15 protein-coding genes and 2 tRNA genes are annotated in these 18,876 nt (G+C 43.5%); 8 read left to right on the forward strand and 9 right to left on the reverse strand.

Going from position 1 to position 18,876, the window contains the following annotated elements; translation table 11 throughout:
• Positions 1-55: 55 nt before the first annotated feature.
• The 4 genes from DHAF_RS04055 to DHAF_RS04070 all read right to left on the reverse strand — a co-directional run bounded on the left by DHAF_RS04055 (position 56) and on the right by DHAF_RS04070 (position 5,179).
• Entirely contained in the window at positions 56-1,477 is a 1,422-nt protein-coding gene (locus DHAF_RS04055; RefSeq protein ID WP_015943046.1) for an aryl-sulfate sulfotransferase, read from the reverse strand.
• 119 nt (positions 1,478-1,596) lie between these two features.
• Positions 1,597-3,087, reverse strand: a complete 1,491-nt coding sequence (locus tag DHAF_RS04060; protein WP_015943047.1) for an SLC13 family permease — start codon at positions 3,085-3,087, stop codon at positions 1,597-1,599.
• Positions 3,088-3,264: 177 nt separating this feature from the next.
• Positions 3,265-4,230 carry a LysR family transcriptional regulator gene (locus tag DHAF_RS04065; protein WP_005808597.1) on the reverse strand — a complete coding sequence of 322 codons (966 nt, stop codon included), beginning with the start codon at positions 4,228-4,230 and terminating at the stop codon, positions 3,265-3,267.
• A 25-nt stretch (positions 4,231-4,255) separates the two neighbouring features.
• Positions 4,256-5,179, reverse strand: coding sequence for a LysR family transcriptional regulator (locus DHAF_RS04070; protein WP_015943048.1), 924 nt, complete (start codon positions 5,177-5,179; stop codon positions 4,256-4,258).
• A 485-nt stretch (positions 5,180-5,664) separates the two neighbouring features.
• Here DHAF_RS04070 and DHAF_RS04075 point away from each other — a divergent pair, with 485 nt between their 5' ends.
• Complete coding sequence (locus DHAF_RS04075; RefSeq protein WP_011459325.1) at positions 5,665-7,023, forward strand: aminotransferase class V-fold PLP-dependent enzyme; 1,359 nt, start codon at positions 5,665-5,667, stop codon at positions 7,021-7,023.
• A gap of 552 nt (positions 7,024-7,575) precedes the next feature.
• Positions 7,576-7,650: transfer RNA gene (locus tag DHAF_RS04080), tRNA-Thr, on the forward strand.
• A 125-nt stretch (positions 7,651-7,775) separates the two neighbouring features.
• Here the strand turns inward: DHAF_RS04080 and DHAF_RS04085 are convergent.
• The 3 genes from DHAF_RS04085 to DHAF_RS04095 form a co-directional block, all read right to left on the reverse strand.
• Positions 7,776-8,240 carry a DsrE/DsrF/DrsH-like family protein gene (locus tag DHAF_RS04085; RefSeq protein ID WP_035213394.1) on the reverse strand — a complete coding sequence of 155 codons (465 nt, stop codon included), beginning with the start codon at positions 8,238-8,240 and terminating at the stop codon, positions 7,776-7,778.
• 169 nt (positions 8,241-8,409) lie between these two features.
• A complete protein-coding gene (locus DHAF_RS04090) occupies positions 8,410-9,684 on the reverse strand; it encodes a [Fe-Fe] hydrogenase large subunit C-terminal domain-containing protein (protein ID WP_015943050.1) in 1,275 nt (424 codons plus the stop codon).
• A gap of 460 nt (positions 9,685-10,144) precedes the next feature.
• Positions 10,145-11,446 (reverse strand): IS110-like element ISDha10 family transposase, encoded by a 1,302-nt coding sequence (locus tag DHAF_RS04095; RefSeq protein ID WP_015942795.1) that lies wholly within the window; start codon positions 11,444-11,446, stop codon positions 10,145-10,147.
• 452 nt (positions 11,447-11,898) lie between these two features.
• On the opposite strand from DHAF_RS04095, the gene DHAF_RS04100 reads away from it, so the two are divergent.
• From DHAF_RS04100 to DHAF_RS04110, 3 genes are all read left to right on the forward strand, one after another.
• A tRNA-Thr gene (locus DHAF_RS04100) sits at positions 11,899-11,974 on the forward strand.
• 200 nt (positions 11,975-12,174) lie between these two features.
• Positions 12,175-13,011, forward strand: a complete 837-nt coding sequence (locus DHAF_RS04105; RefSeq protein ID WP_011461868.1) for a prohibitin family protein — start codon at positions 12,175-12,177, stop codon at positions 13,009-13,011.
• A 173-nt stretch (positions 13,012-13,184) separates the two neighbouring features.
• Positions 13,185-13,853 (forward strand): hypothetical protein, encoded by a 669-nt coding sequence (locus DHAF_RS04110; protein WP_005808462.1) that lies wholly within the window; start codon positions 13,185-13,187, stop codon positions 13,851-13,853.
• An 8-nt stretch (positions 13,854-13,861) separates the two neighbouring features.
• Here DHAF_RS04110 and DHAF_RS04115 read toward each other — a convergent pair whose 3' ends face one another.
• Positions 13,862-15,067: an MFS transporter gene (locus tag DHAF_RS04115; protein WP_005808460.1), complete on the reverse strand. Its 1,206-nt coding sequence runs from the start codon at positions 15,065-15,067 to the stop codon at positions 13,862-13,864.
• Positions 15,068-15,093: 26 nt separating this feature from the next.
• Positions 15,094-15,474 (reverse strand): RrF2 family transcriptional regulator, encoded by a 381-nt coding sequence (locus DHAF_RS04120; RefSeq protein ID WP_005808457.1) that lies wholly within the window; start codon positions 15,472-15,474, stop codon positions 15,094-15,096.
• Positions 15,475-15,658: 184 nt separating this feature from the next.
• Here DHAF_RS04120 and DHAF_RS04125 point away from each other — a divergent pair, with 184 nt between their 5' ends.
• The 3 genes from DHAF_RS04125 to DHAF_RS04135 all read left to right on the forward strand — a co-directional run bounded on the left by DHAF_RS04125 (position 15,659) and on the right by DHAF_RS04135 (position 18,863).
• On the forward strand, positions 15,659-16,984 hold the full coding sequence (locus DHAF_RS04125; protein WP_015943051.1) for a hemolysin family protein: 1,326 nt from the start codon (positions 15,659-15,661) through the stop codon (positions 16,982-16,984).
• Positions 16,985-17,127: 143 nt separating this feature from the next.
• Positions 17,128-18,417, forward strand: a complete 1,290-nt coding sequence (locus DHAF_RS04130; protein WP_005808454.1) for a CapA family protein — start codon at positions 17,128-17,130, stop codon at positions 18,415-18,417.
• A gap of 134 nt (positions 18,418-18,551) precedes the next feature.
• Positions 18,552-18,863: a hypothetical protein gene (locus tag DHAF_RS04135; RefSeq protein ID WP_005808452.1), complete on the forward strand. Its 312-nt coding sequence runs from the start codon at positions 18,552-18,554 to the stop codon at positions 18,861-18,863.
• The last annotated feature ends 13 nt before the right edge of the window (positions 18,864-18,876 follow it).

Below are 18,876 nucleotides of genomic sequence, written 5' to 3' on the forward strand. Positions count from 1 at the left end.
AAACCGCTGTCCAATGAACTTAAGTCCCTTGAACAGCGGTCTTTTTAATGTTTAATTACTCATCTTTTTGAACGCAGAAACCGACGGATTCGCCATAGCCTTTAGTACCGGCAACTTCAATGACTCTTTGAGGCTCATTGCCTTTAGCGCCGGGGAGTTTGAATGTGGTATTATCCATGCGCTCAATGGCAACCTCCTCAGGCTTCTCCAATTGAGGGACATAATCATAGGGATAACGATAAGCACGGTAAATCATATTAATAGGCATTTGTTTTCCCCAATAGGGTGAGATGTATTCCCAGACCAGTTCGTGCTCACTGGTTACTTCCAGCAAACGTCCATCAGAGCCCTCGGTGATGAGGGTGTTGCCGTTAGGCAGCCGTTGGGCGCTGCTGATGAAGGGGCTATAGAAATGGGAAGCATGGAAGGGCATCCCATGTCCCATCTCAGCAGGTGAAAACTGCCATACGATTTCCATGGTGGTGGGATCGATCTCCAGGACGCGGGAGAAATCACGGCGAACCGCTTTATTGCCCGTAGAACTAAATTGGTTTGGATTATCATAGCCTGCCCAACCGCCGTTATCAAAGATTAAGATATTTCCTTCCCCAGGGAGACCTTGCGGAATCATGTGAACATGGTGCTGACCAATGATGACGCCAATTTTCTTTGTGGCCTCATTTTCATCATAGTTTGGACCCAGCTTCCAAACGATTTTTCCGGTTTCTTTGGAAATAATGGCTAAAATATTGGTTTCTCGGCCATCAAAAATGATGTTGTCCGGATGGAAGCGCTCATCTCCCGCATCATACCACCTATTGGGCCCGAGGACGCTGATGGAGTTAATGTGCATCCAGTCGGCACCTGCCGGGGTCATATTAGGATCTCTGTATAAGGCGTTTTTGGCTCCATTGGTGAAACCGTATTCATCAAAGTGTTCATGACATTTCCATTCCCAGACAATATTTCCTTCCCAGTCCACTTCGATGATGGTGTCGTCATGAAGTCTCTTGTCGGTCATTTTTTTATTATAGCAATTGCGATGAGTAAGGATGAGAGTGTTCCCGCTGTCTACTTTACACTCCATGCCAGGTACATAATAGCCCACCGGATTGCCTTCTCTCTGGTAATCATGATGCTGTCTTGCCATCCACTGGGGCTCTTCATCGGGATCTTCGATAAATTCATGTTTATCAAATTTCCAGACTATATTGCCGTCCCAATCGATTTGGACCAGATCGATTTGATCCTGATAACCGCATAGAACATTTCTTTCTCCAAGGCTGCCCATGATATAGCCGCCTTTTAACAGCTTGTTGGGGAAACCCTGGAAATCTTTCCAGAAGCTGACCACGCCGCCATTCATATCGATTAAGGTTGCCCCATGCTCGTTGGCAGGAAAGATGGTGTAGCCATTAAAACATTTTTCCGGATTGTAGATAGTGACTCCTGTTGGATGTACGCTTGGATGACCCATACTAAGACCTCCTAAGATTAAATTTATTTGATTCTTACTTCACGAGCCTTAATAAGAGTTAAAACTCATGAAGATAAGTCCGAATAAGGAAAACTTAAAGGACATTTTATTTATTGAAATTAGTACAAAAACAAGCCTGATAGGTAGCTCCATATAATTGCTATAGCAGTAATCACAATTATAGTGGGGAATCCATATTGGTAGATGTCTTTAGGGCGAATCCACTTAGCATTAGGAAATAAGATCGCGGAGGCAGCAGAGGCGGCCGGGGTTAGGATGGCAAAGCTGCTGGCGACCATAACTAAATAAGAAACCTGTTCAGGATTGATGCCTAAAGTACCGGACATGCTGATGACCACGGGCAAGAAAAGGGCAACCACAACCATGTTAATCATGAAGTTGGTGAGGACAACGGTAATAAGGGTAATAACCACAACGAACATGAGTGGGGATAAGCTGGTAAGTATGGGAGCCACGTTGAGCTGGAGGAATTCATTGACACCTGTTTTGGGGTTCATCAGACAACCGCCAATGGCTAAGATGACAAGAACCATGGCCACCATGTTCCAAGGTACGCCTTTAGTCGCCAGCGCTGCGAAGTTAAAAATATTCTGGCCGTTGCTTTTTATCAGGGAGAGTACGCCAAAGACCAGTACAATAACGCCCACTACGCCCATATGGTTCAGCAGATTAGCAAAAGCATTTCCCTTTGGCAAGATACTTGGTAACAATAATAGAACAATGAAAGCTCCTAAAGAAACCAGAGCGATTTTTTTGATTGGGGTTACTTTTAAATCCTCAGGGTTAATTAAGTCACTGGTTAATTTTTTTAATGATGTGATATCGAGTTTGAAAACATATTTACAGAGAAGAAGGTAGGCGAATATGGAGATTATTCCCACAGGCAAGCTAAACGCCATATAGCGTATCATGTTTCCTGGCTCACCCATAAGGTTGGCATATACCCCGAGGTTCACGATAGCATTGCCACCCCAAGGCATGGCACAAAGGCTCAGTCCTCCCATTACAGCGATTCCAAAGACCATTAAGGTTGGAAATTTATCGTAAGGTTTTTGCCTAATGGTATCGGTCATGGTATAGACGATCTGCCATACTAGGAGCATACCGATAAAGATATTGACTAAGCTGCAGACAAGATAAGCTGTGAACAAGATCATAAAAATCAGACGCCAAGGATGTCCTTGGAGCGCTTTGCGGCTCATGAGCCAAGAAGCCAGGAATTGGCTTACACCTGCTTCTTCCAAGAATTTAACTAATACAAAGGCAAGTACCATGAAATAAAAGACATCGCTGCCCCAGCCCATGGCCACAAATTCTTTCATAGTCGCTACCCCTGTAAGAGGGAACGCTAAGCAGGCAAATAGGCTCGGCCAAACTTTTTCAGATATAGTCCAGCCGTATACTGTTGCTATGAACACGAAAAATACTTTCATACCAATAGGGGTAATAGGGGCCGGTGCCGGTAGAATCCATCCTAACCCTGCAATCACAAAAAAGAATAAGACCTTAATAAGTTCTTTGTCCATTCCGGGTTGGGGGGTGACCAGTGGATGTGGTGTTAAGGAGTCTTCAGTTTGTTTAACTGCCATGGTATCAACCTCCTGTATTAAAATGTGATTGTAATCACTTTCTATTTTAAAGAGGAGCAATGGGTTTGTATAATATAGGTTTTATTATGAAGAATATGTGAAAAATAATATAAACACAAGATAAGCTTCTTGTGTTTATACAGAGCACTGATGATTGGGGATTATAGGCAAAATGATCTACTGATTTATAATAATGTTTTTAAGGGATTGTCGTACATGAATCAACAATTCTTTTTCAATAAGGGAGAGAGGCTCTTTGCTGAAATAAAGAATACAAAAACTGTGGGGTTCATGGAACTCCCGAATAGGAAGTGCTTGTATCAGGCCTTTTTTTACATATAAATTATTCATGGCAAAAATCTTCGGGAAAACTGCATATCCTAAATTTTCACTGATGAGCATTTTTACAAGTTCGATATCTTGAACAATTATTTCCTTATTTGAGGGAGAAAGTTGATTAGATGAAGCAAATACGTGTTTGTGGATATCGTCCATTTCTTTTAAAGCAATGGTAAAGTTGTCTTTATAGGAAATGGATATAAGGTTTTTAAAATCTGTTAGGCAGACCGATTCCTGGCAGGCTAAAGGATTGCGGCTGCTGATAAAAAGAGTCATATTTAAATTATCTGCTCCTGGAATGATCTCACAAGCAATACCTTTGCCTGTGAGCTTCCTCAAGAGTTCTTGTTCCTGGCTTTTAGGGCTGGATATCACCCCGAGGGAGTAGACTCCTTTTTCCATCATGTCGATAATTTCGTAAAAGCGGGCTTCTTGAATATGTAGATTGACACTAGGATAAAGTTCCCGGAAATCAATCAGGATTTGTGAAAAAACAGCATTGGCAAGGGCAGCAGGAACAGCTATATGAAGATTTCGGATTAAGACATCATTGCCGTCCATAATCCCTTTAATCTTCTCTTCGACGTCTAGAATTTTTTTAGCCAAGGAGAGGATTTCCTTTCCCTGTTCAGTGGGCACAACTCTTTTATTATTGCGTTCAAATAGCTTAAACCCAAGCTCCTCTTCAAAATTGTTAATAGAGATGCTAAAAGAAGGCTGGCTGATGAACAGGGCTTTTGCGGCCTTTGAAAAGGATTGATGTTCTTCAATTTTAAGGATTTGCTTAAACTGTTCTAAGCGCATAGAAGGCCTCCAGATGGATTTAGTATTACTGACTGGTTTTTTGGATGATTTCTTTAATGACCTTAATGAATTGCTCTAATAAAGACGATAAGGGCTCATTTTTGAAATAGATAAGGTACATAAATGCATTAATATTGTCAGGGATATCGTCGATAGGCCGTAATTGGAGCAGGCCCTGTTTAAAATAGATATCATTGAGGGCAAAAACCGAGGGAAAGATGGCCACTCCTCTATTGTTAGAGAGAATAAACTTTAGCATTTCCCGGTCATAGACGAAAAGAGATTGATTGTTTTTGGGGGCAATGCCGGACATTCGCAGAAAAGCTTCATTCATCCCATAATAATCGACAAACGTCACTTCTTGAAGATCAGATAAGCTCACGCGTTTTTTTTGTGCTAAAGGATGCTTATTGCCAACGATCACATTAAAGGTGGTGTCCAGAACTCTTTCATAAGCGATGTTTTTACTATCTAACAGCTTAAGTTGGGTATGCTCTTGTACCTTAGGCCAGCCTGTAATACCCAGCATACTGTCCCCTTCTTCTACCTTACGGATGACGTCTTTAGCGCAGTCTTCGGTAATCGCAAGATTTACATTGGGGTAGTGTTGATGTACGTAGGTTATCAAGGGAGAGGCAAAGGCATTAAAAACAGCTGGGCCGAGAGCTAAACTTATATTCCCATATAATACAGAAGTTCCTCTGGCATAAGTTTTGACTTCTTCGACATAATTAATCAGCTCCTGAGCCAAAGCCAGGACTTCCTTACCTTGACTTGTAAAGATAGTGTTGGTATTGCTGCGGCGAAAGATTTTATAACCCAATTCAATCTCAAGTTGTTTAATAGAATGACTAAGCTGCGGCTGGCTTATTAGAAAGGTTCTAGCAGCCTCTGAGATTGATTTTTTATTATAAACTTCTATAATATGCTGTAATTGTTCTAAACGCATAATAAACCTCAATAGTGCTCAATAATTTTTTATCATATGTATTATTTTATCTTATACAGAGGTAGAATGGGTACAAGATTAAGTTGTTGAGAACTTCACTGGGTTTTAAAAGATTAGAAAGTAACGAGAAAGGGAGCGCTCTTAGCTACAGTTAAAAGTAGTTCAGAAGCACTCCCTTTTTCGTTTGGGTAACGAAGTAGACTGGTTATAAATTCCTGCGTCCAGGAATTTATTACGCAACATCAGGCAAACGCGGCATTTTTCCTGACTATGACAAAATACCATGGAATGTGTCGAATATCAAGGAACAATTTGTTCATAGATAGGAAAATAGTACCGCAAATCAGGCAAGAACATAAGAAAGGCTTAGTTTTTCTTCTTTTTTGGCCTTATTCCATTGGACAATGACCACATTATTGCATCGTTCATATAATGCAAAGTGATAGAAACGCAGCAACAGAATCACTGATATAGGAGGTTAAAGGATGAACTTTCGCTTTTTCCCATGGACACAACCTACGAATTATGGTCATCTTTTCCTTGGACTGGATACCCAAGTTCCTCTAGCTGCAGGAGGTTCAGTCCCGGGAATAAATTTTGATAATGGGGCTACGACTCCGCCGTTTCTCTCTGTATTGGAGGAGATCAATCGTTTTGCCCCTTTATATGGCTCCGTTCATCGGGGAGCGGGCTATAAATCTGTTGTGTCTTCTCAAATTTATGAACAGGCCAGAACTGAGGTCCTTAGGTTTGTTGGAGGGGACCCTCGGTCAGATACGGTCATTTTTGTAAAGAATACTACAGAGGCACTTAATAAACTGGCCAATCGTTTCCAGAATAAAAACAAAAAAGAGGTCATTCTGACCACGTGGATGGAGCATCATTCCAATCTTCTTCCTTGGCGCGAAAGATTCGACGTGGACTACATAGAGATTGATGAGCAGGGGCGCCTGCGCATGGATGACCTTAGAGCCAAGCTGGAGCGCTACCAGGGCGCAGTCAAGCTTGTGACGGTTACAGGAGCGTCCAACGTTACTGGCCATCGGAACCCGATTCATAAGATTGCCGAGCTCTCCCACCGGTATGGGGCAAGAATTTGTGTGGATGGCGCACAACTAGTTCCCCATGCGTCTGTGGATATGCGCCCATCCCATTCCATAGAGCATATTGATTTTTTGGCCTTCTCAGCCCATAAAATGTATGCCCCTTTCGGCACCGGAGTATTAATTGGTCCTCGTGCCTTTTTTGACCAGGGAGCTCCGGACTATCAGGGCGGGGGGACAGCTCAGATGGTAACACCGGATCGTGTACTTTGGTACGATGCTCCAGCTAAAGAGGAAGCTGGGACTCCCAACCTTATGGGGGTAGTGGCCCTTGTCGCTGCCATACGGACTCTGAGTGCAATAGGGATGAAAAAGGTGCTGCAGCACGAAGAAGGCTTATTAGGATATGCCTATGAGCGATTGCGTTGGATGGAAGGTATAACCTTTTACGGTGGAATACCTCTTAATCAGCAGCAGCTTTCCCAGAGAATCGGAGTAATCTCCTTCAATGTGGAAGGCCTATTTCACGAAGATGTAGCCGAGTACTTGGCCAAGGAAGGGGGAATTTCTGTACGTAATGGCTGTTTCTGTGCTCAACCATATGTACAGCGACTTTTGCATATCTCGAGGCAGGAGATGGAACGCCATATAGCTAATCCTTCCTTACCCCATCCTGGAATGGTCAGAGTAAGTTTAGCACTTTACAACACCAAGGAGGAAATCGACATTTTTCTTGATGTCCTAGGGAGAATTGCCGGCTCACGCCTCAGGTTCTTTCGGTCCCTGAGAATAGGAAATTAATTGATATATCTTCAATAACTTTCTATAAGTTTTCACAAATCTTTCACACTCTCGCAACACATTGCTCACTTTTATTGGTTATTATATAACCATACCTTTTCCTTTTAGCCTCCTTTGAAGATATATTTTTTCTTCCCCTGTCATAACTGGCAGGGTCTTATTTTTTTGGCCTATTTAGTAGCGCTATCGAGATCTGAGTCTGTAAGATTCCGGAGTATTTCTTCGTTCAGCGAGGTCTTCCATGCTCTCGTGAAAATGAAAAGAATCCCCACGTCTGGGGATTCTTCATTGCGCAAGCCTAGAAGATAAAGCGACCGCATTTTTTATGAACTTGATTGCTTTATTTTCCTGACTCTTACAAAAAAGTAACACGGGACATGCGTAAAGTCAATGTTTTCAACAAATATAGACACTAAAATATACGAATTTTCTCAATTAATTCAATTCTAATGGGCATAATTGAGAATAAGTAACTTAAGTAACAGCAACAGAAACAAGCTATTTCTGTTGACTTCGAGAAAGAAATCAGGTAGAATTACATTCGTTAAAAGTGCCGATGTGGCTCAGAGGTAGAGCAGCTCACTCGTAATGAGCAGGTCGTCGGTTCGATTCCGACCATCGGCTCCAGTTGAATCCTTATCCTGCAAGAAATTGCGGGATTTCTTTTTCATTCTGTCGGATGATTCCAGAGTATGCAGAAGGCTGTTGACATTGTAAAGTCAGCAGCCTCTTGTTTAGCCTGAAGGTTATTTTTATATAAATAGCTGTATCTGGGATTCCATAGCTTCTTGAAGAAAATCCGCAGCAGTCATAATTTGAACTTCCGGCAGTAATTCCTCTTTTTTAAAACCCATCACATCCACAGAGAGCTTACAACCGTAGAATTTTACTCCCTTTTTTCTTGCTCCATTGAGAAAGGCGGTAAGGGGGGGCGTATCGTCATCTTCCATCATCTCTTTGAGCATGGCTTTTCCCAAGCCGGCCATGTTCATACGGGAAAGAGGCAAATCCTCGATTCCTTTAGGAGTAATCATGCCGAACATCTGTTCATAGAGAGATTTATCTTCCAAGGTCATTTTCTCGGGATCCCGCACTAGGCAAAGCCCCCAAAAGGCAAAAAACATGGTCACATCCATACCCATTTCCCGCCCTGAGTTAGCCAGAATCAAGCCGGCCAGGGCCTTATCGTATTCGCCGCTGAATATGAGCAGGGTCATCTTCTTGTTTCTTGTGGTTTCCTTTCCCGGATTTATGCCCTTCTCCAGGCCTATATCCTTTTCAGGGCTTAGGCTTATTGTATTAGGTTTTAACTCAATTACCGAGGCTTGTTTAGCCATCGCTTGCTGTTGTGTATCCATGGTATCAGCCTCCATTAGCAAATTTACTTTAAAAATCCCGTTGGAAAATTGCCGCAGACTCTCCTCCCAGAAGCTCTTCCACGCTATCAATGCCCAACTGCTTAAGCAGCTCCAATACATGCTGATTATCTGCGGGTGTAAGGGCGTCTGCTTCTGCACCATATTTGTTTACGAACTCAGTACCTCTATCTACATCCACTATAGCCTTGGGGCCCCCTACGCAGCCTCCGGGGCAGCCCATGCCTTCGTAGAAATTGGCTTTAATCTCGTTATTCATAATATCATTGAGGAGGGCCTTGCACTCTTTAATGCCATTAGCTTGAATGGATTTGATCTTTACCGGCTTATCTGGACGGATACGGTTTAAGGTATCAGAGATGGATTTGGAGACTCCGCCGGTGCGGGCATAGATTCTACCGCTGGTAGAAGAGTGCTCACTGGGTATATCCTCCATCTCCGAGGGCTCAATATCCGTGGCTTCAAAGATTTGCTTGAGTTCGTGAAAAGTTAGCACTGCATCTACCGCATCCCGGATATCCGGTTCCTTAGCTTCAGCTTTTTTAGCAATACATGGACCGATAAAGACCGTTTTGGCGTCGGGGTGCAGGCGTTTAATTCCCCTCCCACAAGCTACCATAGGAGATACTGAGGGGGAGATATGGGGAACCAGGGTATCATAGACCCTCTTTACCATCCCCACCCAGATGGGGCAGCAACAGCTGGTGAGGACAAAGTCCTTATCCGTTTGAACATGCTTGTCAAATTCCAGGGCCTCCTTTAAGCTCAGTACATCGGCGAAAAGTGCTACCTCAATCATTCCATAAAAACCGAGATGCTTCAGTGCGGCTCGAAGCTGGCCCATGGTCACATCACCGCCAAATTGTCCGATAATCGCCGGAGCTACCATGGCAAAGACGGGAATCTCCTTGGACTGGAGAATTTCCACCAGAGGGATGAATTCTTTTTTATCTACTAAGCTGTCTAAAGAGCAAGTCTCGATACATTCTCCGCAGTGAGTGCAGTTCCGATCTTGGATGACCACATTCCCTTCCATATCCCGGACTACTGCATTGAAGAGGCAGGAGGCTTCGCAACTATGGTCCTCTTCTGAGCACCTCTTATTGCAGGACTTAACCTGAAAGACGACTCTATCCGGATCCCCCTTGCCCAGAGCATACTGGACATACTGCCTGGTGTGCTCATCTCCGGAGGATTCCAGAGAATCGATCTCCTCTTGAAGCTTTCCCTGATAAGATGCTTTGACCAAACGGCCGAATATTTCTTCATAGGTTAGATTGCTCATCATGTGCCCTCCCTTTAATCAAAATTAGTATGCCCCTAACCTGCTTTGGGAAATCATCTGAGATTTTTTCTTTAAGCAAAAACTTCACAGATGTAAACTTGAGGCAAAAGATGGGCCATACTAAAGACCAGCTAATTAAAGTCAAGGTGTAATGTAAAAAAAGTTTAGTTCCAAGGTCCAAGAAAAATGGGTATAAGAAACCAAGTCATTGAAAAATCCGAACAATGACCAAATCGAGGTATTTACTATGGGGGGAACGAAACGCTCGGCGCTTGCCAGGCAAACTCTCTTTAATATGGAGTAATACTTTGGGGCATTAGAGACTTTGCCGTCTTCAAGCTTCTAGGTGTTGTTCCGTGTCAATGGGATGATGGCGAGCATATCCTCGGCCTGAGGGCCTCGGTATCCCTCGCATCACCCTTGACACGGGCAAACTTACAATCATGCAACAAAGAGATGTTTAAGCAGCAGGTGCTTGTCTGAGCTTAGTATTTCTCCAGGATTGATGATCCTCAGGTTGCCTGATTTCAAAGGGTTTCTGGTCACGAAGAACAGCAAAGATGTAGTGGAGAAGTTTATGCATTACGGCTACGAGAGCTACCTTTTTCTTCTTGTTCACGCATTTTGCCGCGTAGAATTCTCGCAGAACCGGATTGATCTCATCCCCCTTACGTGTTGTACGAATGGAGGCCATAGCGATGGTAAACAGAATTCTTCTCCCGATCCGTGTGCCGCGTTTCGAGATTTTATTTCGGTCACCCTGGAATTTTCCAGACTGATTGACGGATGGATCCAGCCCAAAGAAAGCTGTCAAGGCCTTAGCCGAGTTGAAAAGCCTAAAGTCTCCGATTTCTGCAATCAGCGTAGCTGCTGTCAGAAAGCCAATACCAGGTATACCATCAAGAAGCTCAATATGACGCTTAGCATCGGCAGGAAAGAGCTCAGAGTCAATCATCGCTTGTATTTGCGTTACAACCCCGTCTAAACTGGCCTGCATGCTTTCGATCCCGTCGATATGGACTTTGATCTTAGCATCCAGCCAAGAGAACTCATGAGGCATGGAGGAAGCAAGCTGGGCACAGTCTTTGAGTTGGTTCACCTTCTTTGTTGCCCAAGCGGTCCCCTTACGACTGGTTTTCGAGATAAGAGAAGTCAGTGAATCGGTATCAGCGGCTAGAATGGCCCGTGGTGAAGGGAAATCTTTCAGAATGGCTAAAGCTGTTTTGCCAAAGGCCCCAGAGAACACATCAAGGAATCCCGGGAACAGAAGATAGAGGTCCGTGGATAGTCTGTTCTTCATCTCGGTGAGGGTATCCGACAGAGCATAATACTCCCGAGTCATCATGCGTAGAGCCAGAATTTGGGGCTCAGGAACCAGAGAAACCTTCACATCTTGGTATTTAGCCAGTCTAGCAATCGCTTCGGCATCCTTACTATCATTTTTCACTTTTCTTAAGTCGAAATTTTTGGTAGAATGAACACTCAAGGGGTTCAGCACAAAACCCTTAAGGTTATTCGACCTCAAGAAGAAGAAGAGTGGTAAATGAAAGATACCCGTAGATTCTACGAAGTAGATGGGCTTTCGTTGTAACCGCTCTTCTTCCTTTTTTAGGATATCGAGCAGTTTATGAAAGCCAGCGGGATTATGATCAATCCGAAAAGGTTTGCGGATGAGTTCCCCAGAGGGAGCGAGCATAGCAACGACAGAGAATTCAGAAGAAACATCGATTCCAACAACAAAGTCATGAAGAAACTGGGACAAATTAACACAACCTTTCCAACAGATGAGTCAGAGCATCCACTAAAAAAGAATGCCAACACCCTTGCATTTGAAACGGGTAACACGAAATCCGTGACCCAACCAGCTAAACATCGAATCATTCTTGTGGAGTGACACGCTTTTTCACGGATAAGCCTCAAAGAGGGATCCAGGAGGTACGCACATCTATCTCTCTGACCAAGAAATGATTATACCAGAGGTTTAGCGATATTGGTTACGTAGAGTGTCAGCTCATTCATCTGAACAATAAGGATTAGGTTTTCAAAGAACGTTCGGGTAGGTTTTTTAACTTAACCCAATATCTATCTTACAAGGAGGTTTAATAAGCAGCTGAAAACAAGTAAACAAGTAACAAGAAATGGTAATAAATTTTATAGATTTTGGTGTTGAAAAACTTCCAGCCTTATGCTATTATAAATTTTGTCGCTAGACAAGCCGATGTAGCTCAATTGGTAGAGCAGCTGATTTGTAATCAGCAGGTTACAGGTTCGAGTCCTGCCATCGGCTCCAGTTATATTTTAAGAATGAAGATCATTTTCTGAAACCTATGAATTCTGCTTGATAAAGGCTGACTCATTTGTTTTAGGGAGTGGTCTTTTGTTGTAATTATCCTTTTCTTGAGCAAGTAATTATAGATTTTTCTTATTACTATAAGGTATAGTTAAGAGGAAGCATCTGCTTCACAATTAAATTAAAAAGGAGGACATGAATTGGATTCTGAAAAAGTTGTCAATATGGTACCCAAAATGAAAATGAGCAAAAGCTTCATTACCTTTGGGCTTGTGATTGTACTTCTTGTTATCTTGGCACTGGATGCCTTTGTCATCGTGAATGCGGGCCAAAGAGGTATTGTTCTGCAATTAGGGGCTGTCCGTCCCATCGTCTTAACAGAAGGGTTGCATTTTAAAATTCCCTTTGTTCAAAGCGTTGTCCCGATGGAGGTACGAGTCCAGAAATCTCAATCCGAGCAAACGGCCGCTTCAAAAGACTTACAAATCGTTACGACTACCGTTGCGGTTAACTTTCACCTTGACCCTATTCAAGTGAATAAGCTTTATCAGAATGTCGGATTATCTTATGGAGAACGAATTGTTGATCCGGCTATCGGTGAAGCGGTGAAAGCAATAACGGCTCAATATACGGCTGAAGAGTTGATCTCCAAACGTTCAGAAGTTAGTGCCAAGATTAAAGAGACTCTTGCTTCAAAACTAGCGACTTACTATATGGTTCTGGACGAAATAAATATCACTGAATTCAAATTTAGTCAGGAGTTCAACAATGCGATTGAACAAAAGCAAATTGCTGAGCAGCAAGCTTTAAAGGCTAATCTTGATCTGCAAAGAATTGAAATCGAGGCCAAGCAAAAAGTAGAACAAGCAAAAGCTGAAGCGGAATCTCTACGGCTTCAAAAGCAAGAAGTTACTCCTGAACTGGTACAACTAAGGGAAATTGAAGCTAAGATTAAAGCTATTGAAAAATGGGATGGCAAACTTCCCAATGTTACCGGTGGAGCAGTCCCTTTTATTGATGTCAATAGCGGCCAGTAAAGATCTTAGTCAAAGGTTTTTTACGCAGAAAGCCACCCTTGACAGGTGGCTTTCGCTGTATTTATAACCTAATACACCTGGTGATTTGTTGCTTTACCATGATAGATAGATCTTGGCAAGAACCTTATACTTGAGCCAGTCTCCTGGAACTAACTGAAAGTGAGTTTAGTATAATGAATAAAAAGGTGAGACACTATTCAGCCGTTATTTTAATGGGAGTAGTTCTCGGAATCGTCATAGCTATCCTGAAAAACTATGTAGGCTTAGACATCGATATAATACCGCTATTGCTTTATCTCTATGTGATTTTGGTAATTAGCGGTGTGACTTTCTATCTCTACATTGCTGTTTATACGAAGAATATGAACTTAGTGGGTAGATATGTTCAGCGGAAGAGAGACCATCCTTATTACGCCTTGTTGATTTCTTTAGTGGAGAAAGATTATCAAGAAGCGGAGATTCAGCTGGAAAGGCTCAGTTCTTTCTACAAGCAAGCTAAGATCGCTCTCACAGCCACATTGCAAATAGAAAAAAATCTCTTGAGAGAAGCCGAAGCAACCGCTCAAGAGATTAAAAACAGCAATATCCGCTATCATAATCTGGCTTTAATTGCCCTGCTCCATGGGAACCTTGAGGAGTTCGAAACTTATAAAGTCCGGATTAAGCATAAGCACTTGCACTATGCACTTGAAGCAGAAGCGGCTTTTAGAGAACAAGATTATAAAAAGGCCGATGAATTGGCCGAACTTGCTATGGCATCAACGGGTGGGCTACAAAAATGGGTTTATGAAAAATCACTGGAGAAACAAAAAGGTAATACCCAGCGCCGATCCTATTTTTAAATGGAGATCTAAGCACCTCGCTGCACCCGTGCTGCAGGACGGCTTTTCATAAACAGTGCCAGCAGACCGGCGACGAAAGGCAGGACAAAGAGAGCGGAAATAGCCATTTGAAGCCCCCAAAGATCGGCGATACGGCCAATCAGAACCACTGCAAGGCCCCCGACTCCTCCGGCGAAACCCAAAGTTAAACCTGCTGCCATGGCCTTATTATTGGGAATAACCTCCTGAGCTGCGACCACAGTCACAGAGAAGCTTGAGAGCAGAGAAGCCCCGGCTAAAGCGAGAAAGAGAGTGCTCAAGGTTCCCTCTGTGTAGAGGAAAGCAAAGAACAAAGGCGTAGCCAGAAGGAGGGACCCCACGATCAACGGCTTCCGTCCGAATCTATCAGAGATAAAACCGCCGATAATTCCCCCCGCCGCTCCAGCAGCCAGCATAATGGTTACCAGGTGGCTGGCCGCAATATTGGATAGGTTCTGGGATTTAAAATACAGGGGAAGCATAGTGAGCATTCCTGTATAAGCTAAAGAACGTACGGCGATGACTCCGACGATAGTGCTCAGTTCCCTCGCAGCAGTTTTCAGGGATGCCATCAGAGCGGAAAACTCAGGGGGGGTTGAGGGAGATACATTGACCCGGGGAGAGAAAAAGAGGAGGAGCAAGGATACCATCACACCAGGAATCACCATGTAGAGAGTTCCCTGCAAACCATGGGCCTCGAATAAGGGCACCAAGAGCAGGGGGCCGAGAGCAAAACCAAAATTACCAAAGGCGATAAACGCCGAAAGCAAAACCGCTTTATAGTCTCCGCTTAGAATGTTGACCATGGTGGAGGCTTGAGGATGAAAGGCTGCCGTACCAAGGCCGGCCAGAGTAGCCAAGGTGACCAGAAGGATATAATTCTCATGAACAACTCCTGTCAAGCTGAGCATGATGGCCATCCACAAAGTTCCTACATAAACAAACCAGCGTTTGCCGCGGCGATCCAGATAATAGCCGATAAAAGGTTGCACCAAGGAAGAAGAGATGGTAAAGGAAGATACAAGAATTGCTGCTTGGGTTGCCGTAAAGTCCGGATGTAAAATAATGAGAAAGGGAAGCATCTGGGGCAGAAAGTTGCTATAGAGATCATTGAGCATGTGGGCCAGGGATAACACACCGATCTTAGAATATTGAATAGACTGTTTTTGAATAGGCTGTTTTATTGTCATAGCCATAAAAATAACCCCTCTTCCACCAGAGCTTAGACAAGCTCTGATATTTTTTTAGTTCTTAGTTCCTCTTCCATATTTTTCTCAGCTGCAAGCATGACTTTTTTTATGGAGCATTCAGGGTTCGAGTTCAGGCAACAGTCAAATAAGGAAGTTTTTCCCTCTATAGCTTGGATAATATCAAAAAAAGAGATCTTCTCCCAATGGGGACCTAAGGAATACCCGCCGTTAACTCCTGGTGAAGAATGAATCATCCCTTCCTTAACCAGCTTATTAAGTATCTTTGACAAGTAGGTAGGGGAAACATTTTGTTTTTCAGCTAATTCCTGAACCCCCAATTTCTTTTCCGAGCCATTTCTGGCAAGAAACAAGATTGTATGAAGAGCATAATCCGTCGCCCTCGAATATTTCACAAAAAATTACCTCCTAATCATAGACTATATGTATCTATAATATCCATAAATGCTGGCAGCGTCAATAATCAATTGCCGATTGCAATTTGCCTGATAAACAAGGATAGAATTATTTCATGAAGAAAAAATAGTGTTAAGAAGATTAAACGCATAGGCATTTTTACAGGAAATGAGGACGATAGATTTGGATAGTTTATGGATCTCTATTATGATCGTATTAATACTCATCATGGCCAACGGTCTTTTTGCTATGACGGAAATTGCTATTGTGACTTCGAAAAAGAATCGGCTGGCCAATCTTAAGGACAAAGGGGACTCCCGGGCAGCCTATGCTTTAATGCTGGCGGAGAACCCTAATCAGCTTCTTTCCACCATACAGATCGGCATCACTCTCATTGGGGTTATTACCGGGGCCTTTGGCGGAGCGACTATTGCGGGACAACTGGCTAAGTATATAGAGACTATTCCGGTATTAGCACCTATAAGCTATCAGTTCAGCTTTATTCTCGTGGTGGGATTATCCACCTATTTATCTTTGATTATCGGTGAACTTGCTCCCAAGCGAATTGGCATGGGCAACCCGGAAAAAGTTGCCTGCCGGGTAGCCAAACCTATGTATTACTTTGCCAAGGCGGGGCGCCCCCTTATCTGGTTTTTAAGTAAATCTACGGAATTGGTTTTAAAAGTTTTGCGTATCAAACCCAGTACCGATCCAGAAGTAACAGAGGAAGAGATCACGTCGCTTATCGAGCAAGGGGTTTACAGTGGTGTAGTAGAAGAGATTGAGCAGGATATGGTGGAGCAGATTTTTTATTTAGGAGACAAACGCCTGGCTGATATCCTCACCCCGCGTACCCAGTTGGCTTGGATCGATATCGAGGATACCTTTGTCGACATTATTAGCAAGATGAACGAAAGCCCCCATACGAAATTTCCTGTAGGTAAAGGGAGCCTGGACAATTTCCAAGGGGTGGTTCATACCAAGGATGTTTTTGCCAAGCTGGTATCCGGGGTAGACTTTGCAATTAATGACTGCATTAAGGATACACTGATTCATCCTGAATCCATGAAGGTCTTTCAAGCCCTGAAGACCTTCCAAGAGGCGGGGCACCACGAAGCTATAGTGATTGATGAATATGGAGGGATTGAAGGTTTCGTAACTCTTCATGATATCATGGAAAATATCGTGGGGGATATGCCCTTAAGAGGAGAACAAACCCCTCCGGAAATCATCGAGAAGGATGAACACTCCTGGTTGGCTGATGGATTGGTAGCCCTCGATACCTTCAAACGGTATTTCGATATTGAAGAAAAAGCCATGCCCCATACAGGAAACAGCTACCACACTCTTGGAGGCTACATCACCGATAAGATCGGAGATATACCCAAAGAAAAAGATAGTATAATAGTCGGCCATTTGCGGCTTGAGGTTGTGGATATGGACCATGTTCGGGTGGACAAGGTGATGATCACCAGGGTTAATCCAGAGGAACTTGAATTTCAAATATGATGTTTTTCCATAAATTATAAAAAAATAGCTGGGAACCAAAGTGTAGAAGGACTTAAGAGAAGATGAAGCGAATATTTAGAAAAGCTGTTCACAAAGATAGTCCTAAATAACGAAAAAGAAATTACTTCGATGTGGAGGTTCCCATGATAAAATATCCCTTTCCGAGAACTTATTTTCCCTCCCTACTTTTACTCTTCCTACTTATCTCTCTATCATCGGTCTTAACAGGCTGCCAGGGTCAATCGATTCCTATCGGAGCGACTGAGCAAACGGGGCCAAATGAACCGGTGCCGACTCCTTTACCTGAACCTGAACTCATAGACCAAAAGGAGACAATTACCCTGACCGCTTTGGGAGATATACTCATGCACAACACTCTGATTTGGTCAGGGAGTCAACCGGATGGCTCTTACGCTTTTAATTTCTTTGGAGCGGTAGGAGAGCTGATGGAGGAAGGGGATTATTGTACCACCAACCTGGAGGCGGCACTTGCCGGTTCGGAGGGAGGCTATACCGGATATCCGTTATTCAATAGTCCAGATGCGATCGCTGACCACCTGAAAGACTATGGAGTGGATGGGGTGATCACAGCCAATAATCATATCCTTGATCGAGGATACCGGGGGGCGGTCAGAACCGTAGAGGTGCTCGAAAAAGCAGGGCTGGACGTTTTAGGTGTTCGTAAAAATCCGGGGGATTCCGGCTATCTCATTAAGGATATCCGCGGCGTCAAGGTGGGCTACCTAGCCTACACCTATGGAACTAACGGCTTAAGCCTCCCTTCTGAACATCAGTATTTTATTAACATGCTGGAAAAAGAGCAGATTCTTCAAGATATTCGTCAATTGCGCACTCAAGTGGATCTGCTAATCCTTGTACTTCATTGGGGAGTGGAATACAGTACAGAGCCCACGAACGAACAACGGACTCTCGCCCGAGAATTTTTGGCAGCGGGTGCCGATGCTATCATAGGGAGCCACCCTCACGTAATTCAACCGGTGGAATACTTCAATATTGATGGCAAAGAGAAATTTGTGGCTTATTCCATCGGGAACTTTATCGGGGATCAAAGAGGTCAGGAGCGCAACAGCGGTGTTATCCTTCACTTAAAGTTCAACATTGAGAAAGTGATTCAACCCGGCAAGTTGGAGAGCTCTGCCTCAAAAGGGATCTCGGATACTCTGATATCCCAAACCACGGCATTAAAGGGAGTCGAGCTAATCCCTACCTATTCTCACAGCTACACTAAGGGAGGCAGGCAGCAATTCCGCGTCGTCCCTGTAGAAAAAACCATCGAAAGAATTAGGGCTGATGAAGAGGAAGTCTTCTCCCGTGAGGATCTGCCTCTTCTTGAAAATGTTTTGAAGACTACTGAGGAACGTCTGAATCAATTAACCTCGGAACGTAAGGAGCATAAAGGACTGTCACAGTAAGAAGTCTGAAAAAATGAAGACGGCGATAAGCCGTCTTTTGTTGTGGGAAATTCCTCCAAGAATATGAACCTAACAGAAAAAGCTGGAATATAGTTAAAGGGGAAAGATATCACGGCTTCAAGGGGGAAGTAGCGATGGATGCCTTAAGTATAGTTGTGCTTTTAGCCGTCGTGGTCGAGAAGATTGTAGACCTTTTTAAGACAGTTGTCAGCACGATTCCTTTTCTACCTGATAAAATTCGCCCCTTTACTTTAGAATTGATCAGCTTGGGCATAGGGATCCTTCTTGCCTATGAAACCCAAATCGATGCCCTAAGCTTAATTGGAATTCAGACTAAAAATGGGTATGTGGGAGTCATCATCACCGGTTTAGTGGTCGGCAAAGGTGCTAATTTTGCTCATGACTTTTTTCATCTCTTCAATGCCAAGCAGAGAAAAGTACCATAAGGTATCTTGGAGC

This window comes from Desulfitobacterium hafniense DCB-2 (assembly GCF_000021925.1).
Lineage (GTDB): Bacteria > Bacillota > Desulfitobacteriia > Desulfitobacteriales > Desulfitobacteriaceae > Desulfitobacterium > Desulfitobacterium hafniense.

Bases quoted from the DNA above. Each gene is read 5' to 3' on its own strand.
- DHAF_RS04070 (WP_015943048.1), bottom strand. From the start codon at position 5,179: ATGCGTTTAGAACAATTACAGCATATTATAGAAGTTTATAATAAAAAA.
- DHAF_RS04115 (WP_005808460.1), bottom strand. From the start codon at position 15,067: ATGGCTATGACAATAAAACAGCCTATTCAAAAACAGTCTATTCAATAT.
- DHAF_RS04060 (WP_015943047.1), bottom strand. From the start codon at position 3,087: ATGGCAGTTAAACAAACTGAAGACTCCTTAACACCACATCCACTGGTC.
- DHAF_RS04065 (WP_005808597.1), bottom strand. From the start codon at position 4,230: ATGCGCTTAGAACAGTTTAAGCAAATCCTTAAAATTGAAGAACATCAA.
- DHAF_RS04090 (WP_015943050.1), bottom strand. From the start codon at position 9,684: ATGAGCAATCTAACCTATGAAGAAATATTCGGCCGTTTGGTCAAAGCA.
- DHAF_RS04085 (WP_035213394.1), bottom strand. From the start codon at position 8,240: ATGACCCTGCTCATATTCAGCGGCGAATACGATAAGGCCCTGGCCGGC.
- DHAF_RS04055 (WP_015943046.1), bottom strand. From the start codon at position 1,477: ATGGGTCATCCAAGCGTACATCCAACAGGAGTCACTATCTACAATCCG.
- DHAF_RS04110 (WP_005808462.1), top strand. From the start codon at position 13,185: ATGAATAAAAAGGTGAGACACTATTCAGCCGTTATTTTAATGGGAGTA.
- DHAF_RS04135 (WP_005808452.1), top strand. From the start codon at position 18,552: ATGGATGCCTTAAGTATAGTTGTGCTTTTAGCCGTCGTGGTCGAGAAG.
- DHAF_RS04075 (WP_011459325.1), top strand. From the start codon at position 5,665: ATGAACTTTCGCTTTTTCCCATGGACACAACCTACGAATTATGGTCAT.
- DHAF_RS04130 (WP_005808454.1), top strand. From the start codon at position 17,128: ATGATAAAATATCCCTTTCCGAGAACTTATTTTCCCTCCCTACTTTTA.